At 61.4% G+C, this 16248-nt stretch carries 10 protein-coding genes; 4 read left to right on the top strand and 6 right to left on the bottom strand.

The features are described from left to right. The first annotated feature begins 875 nt into the window (after window positions 1-875). From NUW13_10710 to NUW13_10695, 4 genes are all read left to right on the top strand, one after another. Entirely contained in the window at window positions 876-1283 is a 408-nt protein-coding gene (locus NUW13_10710; GenBank protein ID MCR4439493.1) for a PAS domain-containing protein, read from the top strand. Window positions 1284-1351: 68 nt separating this feature from the next. Continuing rightward, window positions 1352-1912: a PrsW family glutamic-type intramembrane protease gene (locus NUW13_10705; protein ID MCR4439492.1), complete on the top strand. Its 561-nt coding sequence runs from the start codon at window positions 1352-1354 to the stop codon at window positions 1910-1912. A 165-nt stretch (window positions 1913-2077) separates the two neighbouring features. Then, complete coding sequence (locus tag NUW13_10700; GenBank protein ID MCR4439491.1) at window positions 2078-2833, top strand: SDR family oxidoreductase; 756 nt, start codon at window positions 2078-2080, stop codon at window positions 2831-2833. Between the two features lie 313 nt (window positions 2834-3146). Beyond that, window positions 3147-3875 carry a hypothetical protein gene (locus NUW13_10695; protein ID MCR4439490.1) on the top strand — a complete coding sequence of 243 codons (729 nt, stop codon included), beginning with the start codon at window positions 3147-3149 and terminating at the stop codon, window positions 3873-3875. 136 nt (window positions 3876-4011) lie between these two features. On the opposite strand, the gene NUW13_10690 is transcribed toward NUW13_10695, so the two are convergent. The 6 genes from NUW13_10690 to NUW13_10665 all read right to left on the bottom strand — a co-directional run bounded on the left by NUW13_10690 (window position 4012) and on the right by NUW13_10665 (window position 16234). Beyond that, the gene (locus NUW13_10690; protein ID MCR4439489.1) at window positions 4012-4917 is read right to left on the bottom strand and encodes a hypothetical protein; all 906 of its coding nucleotides are present in this window, start codon (window positions 4915-4917) and stop codon (window positions 4012-4014) included. Between the two features lie 81 nt (window positions 4918-4998). After that, complete coding sequence (locus tag NUW13_10685; protein MCR4439488.1) at window positions 4999-5718, bottom strand: hypothetical protein; 720 nt, start codon at window positions 5716-5718, stop codon at window positions 4999-5001. Between the two features lie 7 nt (window positions 5719-5725). After that, complete coding sequence (locus tag NUW13_10680; GenBank protein MCR4439487.1) at window positions 5726-10480, bottom strand: efflux RND transporter permease subunit; 4755 nt, start codon at window positions 10478-10480, stop codon at window positions 5726-5728. A 42-nt stretch (window positions 10481-10522) separates the two neighbouring features. Next, window positions 10523-13609, bottom strand: coding sequence for an efflux RND transporter permease subunit (locus NUW13_10675; protein MCR4439486.1), 3087 nt, complete (start codon window positions 13607-13609; stop codon window positions 10523-10525). A gap of 30 nt (window positions 13610-13639) precedes the next feature. After that, complete coding sequence (locus NUW13_10670; protein ID MCR4439485.1) at window positions 13640-14689, bottom strand: efflux RND transporter periplasmic adaptor subunit; 1050 nt, start codon at window positions 14687-14689, stop codon at window positions 13640-13642. Between the two features lie 42 nt (window positions 14690-14731). Then, entirely contained in the window at window positions 14732-16234 is a 1503-nt protein-coding gene (locus NUW13_10665; protein ID MCR4439484.1) for a TolC family protein, read from the bottom strand. Window positions 16235-16248: the final 14 nt, after the last annotated feature.

Genomic DNA, 16248 nt, shown 5'->3' with positions numbered 1-16248 from the left:
TGGGGTGTACCTCTATCGGCTGGTAGCGGGGAGCCAGGTGGCGAGCCGCAAGCTGTTGTTAGTGCGATGAACAGACGTTGAAAGAGGCGAGTTTCGGCCACCTGCGGCGCAGCGTAGGTGGCCTTTTTTCTTGGCGGCCGACTGCCGGCGTGGAGCCCGGCCATCTCATCCCGCCGCGCGGGCGTGCACTCACCCCTCAGGCAGACATCACCGCATCTGGGGTCCCCCGTACAAACCACTTGCTTTTCTTGCCCTTTTTGCGTAAATATGACTCGTGCGCTTCGGGGAGTCTTGCTCGTCCCAGCTCACGGACGGTGTAGCCTCCGCGCAGGGCATGCCGTCCCGGGAGGGAGGCACGCTTCGCGCGAACCACCACGCGGGGTAGGGAGGAAGGTGTAGACTTGCACGGCAAAGCGGCCGGCGCAGCGCCTGCACACCGCACGAAGGCACGCCCGGCTGGGGCACCACGCCGTCCAGCAAGACTTCGCGCGGGAGTTCCCAGGCCGCAGGGAAGGCGCATCTGGGTCTCCCGCGTTGCGCCTTCAGCGGCAGGTGCGCCGCCAGCAATTCGCTCCGTTCCACCAGCTGTAGGCGCGGAAGAGGCAGGGTACCCTGCTCAGATCTGCGCACGGGGGTAGCTTCCTTCACACTCCTTGGCCACGCAATGAGGCCGCAATGCTGGGGAAGGTGCGGAAAGGAAGTGGCGGACGAGTCAGCGGGGCGAGAGTCGGTGCAGGGGTCTGCGCTCCACGAACGGGTTCCTTTGCTCCCCGATGGCGAATTGAGGTCGTGCAAGGGTTCACGCAGCAACCATGCTCGGGCGGCACTGGAGGTCGTTGGTTAGCACAAGGCAGAACAGGGAGGAGGAAACCGCAATGATGGGTACCCTCAGTGACCAGATGCTCGCATCCTTCTTGGAAACCATTCCCATCGAGTTCTCTATTGTAGACAAGGACGACAAGGTCGTGGCCTGGAACAAGCACACCACGCGCATCTTCCGCCGCCCGCCGGGCACCATCGGCAAGGACGTGCGCAACTGCCACCCGAAGAAGAGCTTGGCCTTGGTGGAGAAGATCTTAGCCGAGATGAAGGCCGGCACCCGGGACAAGGCGCAATTCTGGATTGATCTGCACCTAGAAGGGCACGAGCGGCCGCAGAAGATCCTCATCGAGTACTACGCCCTCCGGGATGGGCAAGGCAACTATTTGGGCTGCCTGGAAGCCACGCAGAACATCACCGACATACAGGAACTCAAAGGCCAGAAGCGACTCCTGGACGAGTAAGCGACGAAGCTGCTTCCTGGCACCTTACCCGGACGTAAGGGTTGGCGAACATCCGGACTGGCGCGCCCATGTACGTAGTCATCTCAGTGGCCATGGCAGTGATTCCCTCGCTGTACCTGATCGCCTACTTCCACCGGCAGGACAGAAGGCGACCGGAGCCGCGCGGGCTGCTGCTGGTGGCCTTCGCCTGGGGCTTTGCCGCCACCATTCCCGCAGGGATGACCGAGACGTTCTTTTCATCGCTGGCGGAGGCGCTTTTTGGCAGCCAATTTCCGCGCAGAATCGTGGAGGCCTACATGGTGGTGGCGCTCTGCGAGGAGGGTCTCAAGCTGCTGGTCGTCATGCGCTGCTGCTATCGAAGGCGCGCCTTTGACGAGATCATGGACGGTATCGTCTACGCGGTGGTGGCCACCCTGGGGTTTGCCGGCCTGGAGAACATCATTTTCGTTGTGGACTGGGGGATGAAAGTGGCGCTGGCACGCGCCTTTACGGCCGTGCCTATGCACGCCATCGCCTCTGCGGTGATGGGGTATCATGTAGGCCTTTCCCACTTCGCCCAACGATGGTCCCCGGCGGTTAGAGCTCGCCAAGGGGTTAGCGTGGGCCGTGGCTTACCACGGGTCATATGACTTTTTGCTTCTGGCGCAACCGCAGATAGGACGCCACGCCTTCTCGGCGGTGGCGCTTCTGCTGGTAGGCGGCCTGTTCCACATCCGCAGGCTGATCAGGCAGGCCCAGGTCTTGGACATGGCCTCACCACGGGCATGTCTTCATCCGAAGGAAAGGTTTCGCCCATGCAGTTTGCCGACAAGTGTGTGCTGGTCACTGGCGGGGCCCGGGGAATCGGCCGGGCGGTGTGCATGGCCTTTGCCGAGGCCGGAGCACGGGTTGCGGTCAACTATCGCGCCAATCGGGCGGCAGCTGAGGAGCTCTTCTCTCTGCTTCCCGGAGGGCCTCACCTTCTGGCGCAGGCAGACGTGTCACGACCGCAGGAGGCGCGTCGGCTTGTTCAGGAGGTCGTTGCGTCTTTTGGGGGCGTGGACGTGCTGGTGAACAACGCAGGCGGCGCCGGACCAGTTCACCGCATTACCGACCTTGCCTACGAGGAGTGGCTGCAGGCGTGGGAGCGGACCTTGCGCATGAACCTCCTCAGCGCCGTACAGGTCACCTATTGGGCAGTGCAGCAGATGCTCAGGCAAGGCGGTGGCCGCATCGTCAACGTCTCCTCGCGGGGTGCGTTTCGCGGGGAACCGCTCAAGCCGGCGTACGGTGCTGCCAAGGCGGCGCTCAACGCCATGAGTCAATCGCTGGCGGTGGCCTTGGCCCCGCACCACATCTACGTGGCAGTGGTGGCTCCGGGCTTTGTGGCCACTGCCTCCGGAGCTCGGCCCGATCTGCAGGAGGAGGAAATCCGCAAGCAGATCCCCTTTGGCCGGTTGGCCTTGCCAGAAGAAGTGGCACGAACAGTGCTTTTCCTGGCGGCCCCTGGCAACGAGTACCTTACCGGCGCGATTCTGGACGTCAACGGCGCCTCTTACTTGCGCACCTGACGAGGAGCGTCAGTGGCGCGCCAGGAAGCAGCTTCTCGCCGGTTGCGCGCTCAATGAAAGGCGCATTTGGGCCCTGCCGCCTCGCAGACTGCGTCTGGGTCCAGCACCGCTGCCTGCGAGGATGGGCTTGCACAAGGGGAAGGCATGCACCGTCCGGGCCTTAGACGCCGCCTGGAAAGGCCTTGCGGCGCAATCCAGGAAGAGCGCCCAGGCAAAGTGTGGCCGGTGCGGAGCGTGAGGGGTCGGCTGCGGTCGGGAAGTGGCCGAGGCTTTATGGCTGCGAACGTGTCACCTGTCATCGAAAGGACACACGATGAAACTCTATCGGCTGGCGAGCTTGGTCTTGTGGGGCTGCGTCTTCTTTTCCTGCTCCCCCAAGGTGGAGCGCATCGTGGACAAGCACATTGCCGCGCGGGGTGGTTACGAGAGGCTCAAGGCGATTACCTCAAAGCGGCTCACAGGCACCATTGTGCAGGGCGAGGCCCGCATGCCCTTTGTGCTTCTGGCCAAGCGCCCCGACCGCGTGCGCCTGAGCTACGACTCTGAGGGCGGCACGATGGTGGCCGCCTACGACGGCACCGTCGCCTGGGTGATGAATCCGGCACTGGCCGGCGACCAACCGCTGGTCATCGAGCCGGAACGGGCCAAAGACCTCATCGAGCTTGCCGACTTTGATGGCCCGCTGCTGGACTATCGCGAAAAGGGCCATCGCCTCCGCTTGGTGGGAGAGGCCTACGTCAAGGGCGTCAAGGCCTATGTGATCGAAGTGAGCCTGGCCAATGGGGATGTGCTGCGCGTGTACCTCGACAAGAACACCTTCTTAGAGCGGCGATGGGACGACCAGGTGCTGCGGCACGGTGCTCTCTGGCGCTCAGAAACCTACCTGGATGACTACCGCGCAGAGCAGGGCATCATGCTCGAGCACTACAAAGAGACCCGTCTTGGCGGCGAACTGGACAATATCGTGATTACCGAGCAGGTCGAATTCAACATCGATCTTCCGGATTCCCTCTTTTCGCCGCCGACCCGCACCCAATCCTGATGGTCCTCCAAGCGCCTGCCACTTCGGACGTTCGCTCCCCAGGGAAGCCCGCACAGCCAGGAAAACCCGCGAGGCCCCGAAGACAACGCCTCCGGGGCCTCGTGCCAGGAACGTCCAGAGTGCCGAATGGGTCCGGCTACTTCAGCAACTTGAGCGTCACCTTGGTGTCGGTGCTTACGGCGGATGTGCCACTCATCTGGCCTCCGGCGAAAGCTGTGGTGCCTTCGTAGGTATCCTGGGTGGTGTATTCGACCAGAACCCCCTCTTCATAGGCAAACCAGGCATCACCGATGACCTTGCCGTCGCCTTCGGAGCTCATCTCCCCACCGCGACCGCTGCCATGTCCCTCGCGGCTGTAGGTCGTCTCGGTCTTGATGTGCAGGCACTTGAAGCCGTTCCTCTTCGCTTCCTCGAGCACCGTGTAGGTGACCTTGCCGGTCTCCTTCTCGCGACGCATGAAGGGTCCTCCACCAGCAGGAGAAGTGGAGTCGCTGTAGGTGACCGTCCAGGTGTCGCCCACCTGCACCGGATTCTCAGGCAGGGTGAGGAACGTCAGCGCAAGGAGTCGTTCGGGAGGTCCCATGGGCCCCATCCCCATGCGCGGGCCGCGCTCGCCCTCCCGTCCTGGCCGGGGAAACTCGTCGATGGGCGTGAACTCCTTCTGCTTGCCCAGGGGGTCGATGCAGAGGCGCACCCGCTTGCCCTCAAAGGCCTTAAAGTCCGTGGTGCGGCTGCCGCGCATCCCCTGCATGCTCCCCTCCATCTTGCGCACGGTCAGGGTGAAGCAAAGTCCTTCATCCACGCTCTCGGTGCGCAGCTCCGCCTGCATCGTCCTTTGCGAGCTGCTCTGCATGGTCTGCCCGCCCCGCTCCATCTCGCGCGTTGAGCTCTCCTTCCGCTCATACCGGAGCACCTTGCCCGGTTTGCTCTTGTAGCGCAAGGTGTAGCCTTCCTTGGCAGAAGCAGTGGCGACGGCCGCCACCAGCAGCAGCCCAAGCATCGTCCACAACCTCGCGCCTTGCCGGTTCAACAAGCCTTTCATCGTCTTGACCTCCTTGCGTTATGACCCACCATGTGCCCACCGCTGCTGCCTGCCGCAGCTCAGCGACCAGCGTGGGAGCCTTCAGATGAACTTCTCCCGCTTTTGCAGGTTCAACAACCCAAACAAGACCGACGCCACCATCCCTACCAGGAGGTAGATCCGGTTGTTGACGACCACGCTCGCCCAGATGGCCTCGTTGATGTTGCTCGGCGTCTGGAAAGGGTTGAGAAACAGGTTCCATCTGCTGGTGCGCAGCATCCCCCCTGCGATCCAGAAGCCAAGCCCGACGACGACCATCACCACCGCGGTGCCGTTGCCGTTGCGCACCAAAGTGGAGACCATGAAGGCAAGAGCACCCAGGAAGAAAACGGGGAACATCAGTTGGTAGACCATCTCCGGCACGTGCACGCGCACCAGGGCTATGCTGCTCACCAGGCTCAGCACAACCAGCACCACAATCACCACCACTCCCACCAGCAGCAGGCGCACCAGCCAGACTTTGTACCGATAGTTGGGGATGCCAAAGATGGTCTCGATCATCCGCGCATCCACGTCATTTTGGATGCCAAAGACCGTGGGGTAGAAAATCACTAACAGGCCGGGCAGGAGGAGCAAGTAGTAGACCGTGGCCTCCGTGGGCGTGCTCTCGGAGAAGACATTGATGAGCGTCACGATGACAAAGAACGCCAACGCCGCCAACAGGAAGTAGAAAAAGCGATTGGCGAAGATGATTTTCAGGTTGTAGCGGATGAGCCGCAGCACCACGTCAGCATGGGTGCGCAGCCAGGAGCGCAATTTCATAACCTCCTCATGTCCTGCTTGTTGTCGGCGCATCCTCTACTGTGACGCCTCCTGCTCCGTGTTGGCGCAGCAGCCACAGGTACGCGTCCTCCAGCGACGGCCGCACTGCGATGGCATCCGGGGTTGGCTGCGTCGGGGCCAGGCAGCGCACGCGGATCTGTTCGCCATCGCGCATGTGATGCACCACCAAGAATTGGCGGCGCAGTGCCTCGAACTGATCAACAGCCACATGGAGTTGCCACACCCGCCCTTCTGCCAAGCGCGCCATCTCCTGCGGTGCCCCCAAGTAGCGCAATCTGCCGCGGTTTAACACCGCCACCTTGTTGCAGGAGCTGGAGATGTCCTCAATGATGTGCGTGGAAAAGATTACCACCCTTTCCTTGCTCAGCTCCACCAGCAGATTGCGGAACCGGATCCGCTCCCGCGGGTCGAGGCCGGCGGTCGGCTCATCCACGACGAGGATGCGCGGCAGATGCAACAAAGTCTGGGCTATGCCGATGCGCTGCTTCATCCCGCCGGAAAAAGAGCCGATTTTCTCATCACGGTGTTCGCTCATGTGCACCGCTGCCAGCACGTACTCCACGCGGGCGCGTCTCTCTTCCCCGTCAATGATGTTCTTCAGAATGGCCTGGTAGTCCAGGAACTCGTAGGCGGTCATGTTCTCGTAGCTGCCGAACTCCTGCGGCAGATAGCCGATAAGACCCTGCAACTCCTCGCGCTTCTCGTTGGCATTCAGGCCGTTGATCCACACTCTTCCCCGGCTCTGGTTGAGCAGACCACAGATGATGCGCATCATCGTTGTCTTGCCGGCGCCGTTGGGGCCAAGGAGGCCGAACATGCCGCTGCCGATCTCCAGCGAAACCTGGTCCAGGGCACGGAATGGCTGCTTCTTCTTGCCGACAATGGGAATGGCCAGTACCAGGCGGTACAGCGCGCGGCGAAGTCCACCAAAGCGCCCACCGATGCGGGCAATGTTGATCCGCTTCTGGTAGATGCGGGCGGCCAGTGCGTTCACGCCCAACGCCGCATACCACAGCACGCCCACGACCGCCACCACGCCCACACGCTGCCAGCGCAACTGGAAGAGCAGAAGCGTTAGCGCTGGAAATCCCCACAACCAGACCGTGCGCAGGCGGTCGCCCAAGGTGCGCAAGAAGCCCCCTCCGGCACGACGGAAACGATGCTGCAAGTACACGCGGATCGGCCCGAGCAGCATGAGGACAAAGAAGTAGAGCAGCACGGACAGGGGCACAAACCAAAATGCACTGCCCAGGTAGAAGTAGACGAAATAGATCAGAAAGCCCAGGAGCGGCAACTGCCACACGAACTGGTCAAAGTCCCGCAGGGAGGTGAAGCGTTTGTGCAGACCGCCCTTGGCGCGGATGGCCCTGCCCTTTTTCCACTCGCGCACAAAGCGCCTCTCCTGGTCGTAGATTTTGACCAGGTTCTGCAGCCGGATCACGATGGGCGCATCGGCGGGAATGAGCTCGCTCTTTGCCCGACGCAGGCTGGTCATCAGGAAGTAGGTGGCTGCGGGGATGAGCATGAGCACCACCAAGGCATCGATGCAGATCCAGAAGAGGCTGTCCACGCTACTGTAGATGAGCCAGCCACCGAGCACCAGTGCCACCCCCTGAGCCACCTTCACGCGCCAATCCAGGCCGGCGATCCAGCGCAGCATCGTTTCCAGGCCAGCATAGACTGTGGGGATGAACACCAACGTCAGCAGGGTGCTCATGCTGAGTCCGCCGATGACGGTGATGGCAAACGGCGCGCCAATGTAGGTCACGTACGCTCCCTTGCCCATCGCCAACGGGAACATGCCGACGATGGTTGTGATGGCGGTGATGAGGATCGGACGCACGCGCGCCTGGCCCGCCACCAAGAGCGCCCGCGAGCGCCGGAACCCACGGCTGCGCAAGATGCGCGTGTAGTCGATGAGGATGATGCCGTTGTTCACCACGATGCCGAAAAGGATGAGAAAGCCGGTCAAGGTGTTTGCGTTGAGCAGCGAATTGCCGGTGGCAATGAGCGCGGCAAAGGAACCGACGGCGGCAAAGGGGAGGGAGAACAACACCACCAAGGGCAGCCACAATGACTGAAACACCGCGGCCAAAATCATGTAGATGAGCACTATCGCTGCACCGATCAGGTAGTAGAACTCGCGCAATTCCGACTCTGGTTGCACCACCTCCACGGCAATCCCGGCGGGCACGGTGAGGTTGGCCAGCACGTCTGCTACCTCGGCGCGCGCCTGCTCCCGCAAGGTCTTGGAGGCATTGACCTCAGGCAAGAACTGGTAGCTGACCTCGATCTGCTTCTCCTGATTCACCCGGTTGATGGTAGCCAGGCCGGTGGCGTAGACGATGCGGCTTAACTGCTGCAGCTCGTAAGTGCCACCGGTCTGCGAAGGAATGCGCAGGTACCGGAGGTCACCGACAGTCTTGTCCCGCTCCTCCACCTCCGCGCTGCGGATGACGATTTCGTACTCGTCGGTGCCCTGCTTGAACTGCAGTCCAGAGGAGAACTCCCGTTGAAAGCCCGTCAGCTCGGCGGCGATCGTGGCCAAGGTGATATCGTACTCGCTCAGCACGGCTTTGTCAAAAAGCAGCTGGAGCTCGGGCCGGTTCTCGGACACATTGAGCCGCACCGACTGTACCGATTCCAGATTCTCCAGGTAGTAACGAACGTCTTCGGCTACATTGCGCATGCGCCCAAAGTCGGTACCTTTGATGAGGATCGACTCGCTCTGGGTGCCAATGCCCAACATGCGCTCGAATGAGGCGCCCGGGTTCACCCTGCCGCCACCGCCGCGGAAGCGCCGGCTGGCACGCGGTTGCTCAAAGCTCACCTCTGCCAGGCGGAAATCCTTGATGCGCTCCTGGATATCACTCTTGATCTGCGCAATGGAACGCTTCTTGATATTCTGATAGTCCTTGCGCAGCTTGACGGTGACAACTGCCTCTTCCTCGTAGATCTTGCTGACGATGTCCTGCTTCTCGGGGATATCCTCGATGCGCTTTTCCAACTCGCTGGTCACCGCGTCGGTGGTCTCCAGGGTGGCGCCACTGGCCATGGTGAGGTAGAGGTTGAGATCGGTGGTCTGCACTTCCCGCGCCACGTTCAGGCTCACGCCCAGCGCGATGAGCACGCTCGCCACGAATAGCACAAACGCCGTGCCGATGGTGCGCACCGGAAAACGCATGCACGACTTGAGCAGAAGCGTGTAGATTTGCAGCAGCCTGTTCTTCTGCGAGACGATGCGGAACTGCACGCCCTTGCCCACCTGGCCGCGACTCAGGAAGTGGTGGGTGATCATGGGCACCAACAGCAGGGCCACCACCAGTGAGACCAGCAGCGTACTCACCACCGACACGCCAATGTGCCTACCAAAGAGCTTGATGAGGAAGTTGCTGGAGAAAACAAAGGGCAGGAAGACCACGAGCGTGGTCAAAGTGGCGGCAAGAATGGAGCGCCACACTTCCTTGGTGCCGCGCGTGACCGCTTCGTCGGGCTGGCGGTGCAGGGCCGCGTGGCGATAGATGTTTTCGAGGACCACCACGCTGTTGTCCAACAGCATCCCCACCACCAATGCCATGCCCACCAGCGTCAAGCTGTTGAGCGTGATCCCGAAGGCGTAGAACAGGTTGAGCGCAGTGAAGATGGAAATGGGGATGGCCAGAACGATAGTCACTACCAAGCGCAGGTTGCGCAGGAAGAGCCAAAGAACCACAACCGCCAGGCAACCGCCGACCAACGCCAGTTGGATAATCAACTTGACGTTGTTCTCCATGTCGTCGGCCGTGTTGCTCTGGATGGCAATCTCGAGATCCTGTCCTCTGAGCTTTTGGTTCAAACGGGCGATAGCGGCTTTGGTGGCGTGCGACAGGGAAATCAGATTGACCTGCGCATCGCGCACCAGCTGGACGGTCACCGCCTCCTTGCCGTTGACTCGGCTCAGCGAGGTCTCCTCCTTAACGCCCACCACCACCTGGGCCACATCGCGCAACAGCACCGGCCCCTCTCGGCGCACCACGAGGTTTTCTAAATCGCGCACGTCCGCATAATCGGCCATCACATTGACGAAGTACTGCTTGTCCCGGCCAAAGGCACGGCCGACAAAGGTGGTAGTGCGACTGTTCTGGCGGATCAGATTGCGGATCTGCGCTGCGGTGATGCCATGCGCCCGGCAGGCGTCCTGGTTGAGGATAATCTCCACGGATTTCTCCCGTCCGCCGGAGACCACCACCGTGGCAATGCCGTCGATCTTTTCGAGCTCCGGCACCACCTCCTTGTCCACCAAATGCCGGAGGCGGTCCACGTCGCCACCACCGCGAACCTGCAACTCCATGAACTGATTGGCAAGCTGGTCCACGTCAACGCGCACCACGTTGACGTTGAACTCATCCCCCAAGGTGGTCTTGACCACATCCACTTTTTCCTGCAGGCGCAGGTAGGCATACTTGAGGTTGGTCCCTTGCGTGAAGTAGACGAAGATCGTGCCCCGCCGGGGATCGGCGTATGAGTCGATGCGTTCGACTCCCTGGAGCGAGCCAATCGCACCTTCCAACGGGATGATGGCGTGCCGTTCCATGTAGGCCGGGTCCACATCCAGCATGCCAGAGACCTGGACGATAAGGAAGGGCAACTCGGCGTTGGGCAGCAACTCCACGGGGAGCTGTTGGTAGGACACCACCCCAAGCAGGGTCAGCCCCACGAACAGCATGCTAATGAGCGTCTTGCGTCGGTAGATGAAACTCACTCTTGCTCTTCCCGATTCACCAGTGGCGTATGCAATGAGGCCTTAGCGCGCATATCGCGCGCGGAGTTGGTCAAAGGCAAGGTAGACACAGGGTATCACCACCAGGGTCAGCAGGGTGGACGTTACCACGCCGCCGATCACGGCTAAGGCCATCGGCGCCCGGAGCGCTGCCCCCTCGCCGAAGCCAAAGGTCAACGGCAGCAATGCCAAAACGGTGGTCAGGCTGGTCATGATGATGGGCCTGATCCGCCTTCGTCCCGCCTCGATGATGGCATCACGCAGCCGATACCCCTCGGCCTTGAGCCGATTGATGGCATCGACCAGGATGATGGAGTCGTTGACGGCGATCCCGGCCAACATGACGATGCCAATGTAGGCCATGATGTTCAACGACTTGCCGACGATGAGAAAGGTGAAGACCGACCCCACTGCGGCCAATGGCACGCTCAACATCACCGTGAAGGGGTGGATGAGCGACTCGAACTGACTGGCCAACACCATGTACACCAGCACCACTGAGAGGATAAGCGCAAACCCGAGGTTGTGGAACGCTTCGCTGCGCTTCTGTTCCTCCCCGGTGAGGGCCACCCAGTAGTCGGGGGGAAGCTCCAGTTGCGCCAACTCTTGCCGCACCTGCCGCACCACATGGTCGAAGGGCTTGCCCTTCTGGATGTGCGCGGTCACCCGACCGATACGATTCTGATTGCGACGGTAGATCTCCTTGGGCGCCACCGTCTCGCGGATGGTGGCCACCTCGCTCAGGCGGATCTTTTGCCCGCCGCTGGTGAGGAGGACGTCGCGGAGCTGACCCACGCCCACCTTCGGCAAGTGCAGGGTGAGGTCCTGCATTTCGCCCCCGGTCTCCCAGGTGCCTGCCTGCTTGCCCGTGAGCTGGTCGCGCAGCTGTGAGCTGATGCTCTCGACGCTGATGTTGTACATGCCCGCCAGCAATCGGTCTACCACCACTTCAACCTCCGGCGCACCCTCCTCGAAGCTGGTCTGCACATTGAAGAGCTCGTCGATGCCCAGCAACCGCCGCTTGGCCTGTTGCGTCAGGCTGTCCAGTACCGCCAGCTCCGTGCCCTTGATCTCCACCACCAGCGGTGCCGCCTCGGTGCCTAAGGTGCTCTGCAGGGCCGACTGCTCCTGGATGAACTCCACCTCCAGATCTGGGACGTCCGCAAGTCTGGCATTCAAACGAGCGATCAACTCCTGCGCCGACGTACGATGTTTCGGGCTGAGGATGACTCTGACGCTGGCAGTGTTCTCCGCGGCAAAGATCGCCTTCTCGTCGCTGCTGGAAACGGCCGACGGGCCAATGTGGCTGTAGACGGTTTGCACCTCCTCGCCCAATGTGGCCTTGATCAGATCCTCAATGCCGCCAACGGTCTGCTCGGTGCGGCGCAACTCCGTGCCTTCAGGCAACCTCAGCTCAATGGTAAACTCCCCGAGGTCGGTCTTGGGAATGAACTCGCTTCCCACTACCGGCAGCAGCAACAGCGCCAACGCCACCAGAGCCACCGCGCCACCGATCACCCACCATTTGTAGTCAAGAATGCGGGCCAAAATCTTCGGATACCAGGGGAACGACAGCGAGCGCTTGGGCAGGGTGGGGTTGCCCGTCTTCAGAAAACGAGCCGCCAGCATCGGGATCACCAAGACGGCCACGACCAGGGAAGAGAGGAGCGAAAACGCCACGGTCCAGGCCTGGTCCTTGAAGAGCTCGCCCGCCACGCCGTGCAGGTAGACTATGGGCAAGAAGACCACAATGGTCGTCAGGGTGGCAGCGGTGATGGCGCCACCGACTTCGGCAGTGCCGACGATGGCGGCCTCGCGCAGCGGGACGCCCGCCTCTAGGTTGCGGAAAATGTTCTCCATGACCACGATGGCATTGTCCACCAACATCCCCGCGCCCAGGGCGAGCCCGCCAAGGGTCATGATGTTCAGGGTCAGCCCGTTGAAGTACATCATGTTGAAGGTAGCCACCACCGAGATGGGGATCGCCACGCTGATGATGGCCGTTGCCCCAATCCGCCGCAAGAAGACAGAGAGCACCAACACCGCCAGGAGCACGCCGATGAGTGCGCTCTGCTTGACCTCGTTAATCGCCGTGGTGATAAAGTCCGCCTGGTTCTGCACCGCCACCAGCTCGTACCCGGGCAGCGCCTGCCTGATGTTGGCCAGCGCGCGCAACAAGTCCTTCACCGCGCGCACGGTGTTGAACTTGGTCTCTTTGTACACGGCCAGCCCCAGGCAGCGCTTCTGGTTGAGGCGGACGATGTTCTGCGGCTCTTTGTTGCGTAGCTCGATCTTGGCCACATCGCGCAACAGCACGGGCACTCTGGCGGTGCTGCCGGTACTACTCGCCTCTGCCAGGGTGGGCTGCCGGTAGGTGAGCACGGTGTTGCCAATGTCTTCCAAGGACTGGAACGTGCCCACGCCCTTGATCACATATTGCCGCCCCATCTCGACAATGGAGCCACCGGAGACATTGCGGTTGTAGAGGTTCAGACGATTGGCCACGGCATCAGGGGTCAGACCATAAGCCTCCAGCAGGTAGGGGTCGGTCTCCAGCACCACCTCCTTCTCCTCCTGCCCGGAGATTTCCACCTCGGCCACCCCCTCCAAGCGGATGAGCTCATTGCGGATATAGTTCTCCGCCACCTTGCGCAGCTCGTCCATGTCGTCCACCTGGGGGTGCGACAGGGCAATGAGCATGATGGGCGCGGCGTTGGGGTCGTGCTGCGTGATGGTGAGCTGGTCGATGGCGGCATTCTGGCCAAAGCTGGTGAGGCTCTTCTGGAGGTCCAGGAAGGCCTCGTCCATGTCCGTGCCCCAGGCATATTCCACCGTGATCTGGGCCGAGCCCACACGGCACACGGAAGACACCTCGACCACATGGCGCTGGCGAATGGCCAGCGATTCGATGCCGTCCACGAACTGCTTCTCGATCTCCTCTGGCGGACGTTCTCCTGCCTTCAGCTCCACATAGATGCGCGGATTGTTCAGGTCGGGGAAGAGGTCAACCCCCAACTTGCGAAAGGAGATGTACCCCAACAGCAGGACGGCCAGGACCAGCATCAACACCGTGACGGGGTAGTCGACGGAGAATTGCGTCAGCTTTCTCATTGCTCTGCTTTCTCGTTGCGGTCCGGGCCGTTAGCGGACAATCTTGACCCTGGAGCGGTTCCGCAAAGTCTCGAAGCCTTTGACCACCAGCCGCTCGTTCACGCGCAGTCCCTGCACCACCTCCACCTCGTTGGGGTTTTCCAGGCCGGTGGTAATCACCCGCTCCTGGGCGGCGCCGCGCTCCACCACGAAGACGGTCTTGCCCTGGCGCTTGGCCAGAATCACCTCCTTGGGCACGACGATGGCCGAGTCGTTGCGCGCCACCACGATCTCCGCCTTCACGAACATCCCGGGGCGCAGGAGCCACTGCGGATTGTCGATGAGCAGCGCCGCCTTGAAGGTGCGCGTGCTGGCATCGATGGCCGGCGACACCTGCGAGACCTTGCCGTACAGGGTGTCCTTGGGCATGGTATAGTTCATCACCCGCACCGGCTGGTTGACCTGCACGCTTCCCAAATCCACCCCCGGCAGGTTCGCTTCCATGTAGAGCTGGCTATAGTTCATGATCGTGACCATCGGCTGGTTGGCAGCCACCCGCACGCCAGGAGTGTAGTACGGCAGCTCGACGATGAGCCCGTCGAAAGGCGCCACCACCTTGAGCTTTGCCAGTTGCAGCAGGGCGTTTTCGTAGGCGTACTTGGCCTCCACGTAGGCGCGCTCTGCATTCTTGAGCTCGCGCAAGGTCACGCCCCCCTTCTCGTACAGGGACTGCTGCTTCTCGTACTCCCGCTTGGAGATGTCTAAGTTCAGCTCCTGCGAGTCGATCTTGATGCTCGTCTCCAACTCCGGGTTGTCCAGATGGATAATCTCCTGCCCCTTGCTGACCCGGTCGCCCAGGGCAAAGGGTCTCCCCGTTTGCGGGTTGGTGAGCAGCCGGTAGTGGCCGGCGGTCTCGGAGTTCAGCAGCGCCTCTTTGATGGCGCTCACCGTGCCGGTGGTCACGATGAACTCTTCAATCGGCCGCAGGGTGATCTCCTCCACCGATACCGGCACGGCAATGTCCGTTTCGCCCCCAGTATCTCGCCCGCCACATCCGACCAGTAGCAGCAGGCCCAACATGAGCAACAATCTCGTTTTCACCTCTTGCTCCTTCATCCACTCCGACCTTCGGGTAGCCACCTGCTACGAGCGCAACCTGAGCAGCTCCTGGGGCACCACCGACTCGTTCCGTTCAAAGTCCCAGAGGGACTGGATTTTCATGTTCAACAGCTCGATCTTGTAGCTAATCAGGCCATCCACCAGCGCAAGCTTCTTCTGCGACAGCTGATTCTGGTAGAGCTGCAAGTCCATGCTGGTGAGGTCGCCGTTCTTGTACCGCTCCAGGTTGATGTCGTAGGTGAGCTGTGCGTTGCGCACATTCTGCCGCGCGATCTCGATCTGGCTTTCCAGGTTCTGCAGGTTGCGATAGACCTGCCGTATGGCGATGAGGATGTTGTTCCGTTCCTCCTCCAGAGACAGCTCGCGCGTCTTCACCACCGCTTCGGCAGACTTGATGCGCGACTTTTTCTCTCCCCAGTCCCACAAGGGAATCTCCAGGGAGAGCGAGAAGCGCTGGTTCTTGGTGGGCACCTCATAGATATTGGCCAGCCGCTCGTCGGTGCCGATCACGCCGTAGGAGACGGTGACATCGCCGCGGAACTCATTGGTGGCAGAGGCCTGAACGAGATCGAATTGCGAGGTCTCGATGTCGATGCGCGCCTGGCGCAGCTCCATGCGCCACTGTAGGCCATGGTCCAGGGCCTTCTGCAGGTCCACCTGCACCGGCTGATGGGTAATGTCCGCCTGCACGGCGATCTCCTCGAACAGCGACACGCCGATCAACTGCTTGAAACTGTCTAAGGAGTTTTCCAACGCCACTTGCTTGTTCTCCACATTGGACTTGCTGGTCGACAGGTTCAGCTCGGCCTGGTAGAGTTCCTCCAGGGCGGAAAGGCCTGCGTCCACCTTGTTCTTGATGATCTGATAGCTCTGTCCCTGGTTGGCCAGCTCCTCGCGGGCGATTTCCAGGCTCATCTTGTTCCTGTAGACGTCGAAGAAGGCCTGCGCCACGCTCCGCTCCAAGGCCAACTTGCGAATGGCGTAACTGAGGGCCGCATCCTCGAGGTCCAGCTCCAACCGGCGCAGCGCCATCTCCGTGCGGTTGTAGGTGAAAATGGGCTGCTGCCAGCTCAGGTAGAGGTTGTTGCTAAAGGTCTTGCTGCGCGTGTGCTGGAACTCGCTGTAGGCGTCCTGCCAGGCGAAGCGATTGATGAGCGCCAGCGTCCCGTCAGTCCACTTTATGGGCTGCGAGATGGTGAACGTGCCGGAGGACGTCTTGGTCTCGTTGGTATTCCAGCGGGAGAAGAACGAGTTGAACACGCGCTCGTTGCGGTAGTCAGCCGGGGTAATTGACAGGCTGAACTGCGACTTGAGCGCCGCCTTCTGCGCATTGAGCGATTCGCTGCTCCGCTGCAGGTTCAACTGCGAACGCTGAATGTCTGGACTCTGCTGCATGGCGATGTCCAGTGCCTCCTGCAGCGTGAGCACCCGCTGGCCTTGGGCTGCCTGGCTCAGAGCACCAAGCAGCAGCACTGCCGCGAGCCGCCATATTCCCCGAGACAAATAACGTGAGCTCTTCACCTGCATCCTTCTCTCCACTG

This window comes from candidate division KSB1 bacterium, assembly GCA_024655945.1.
GTDB lineage: Bacteria > Zhuqueibacterota > Zhuqueibacteria > JANLFK01 > Oleimicrobiaceae > Oleimicrobium.
Note: the sequence above shows the minus strand (reverse complement) of the source record. Positions and strands in the feature narration are given on the sequence as shown.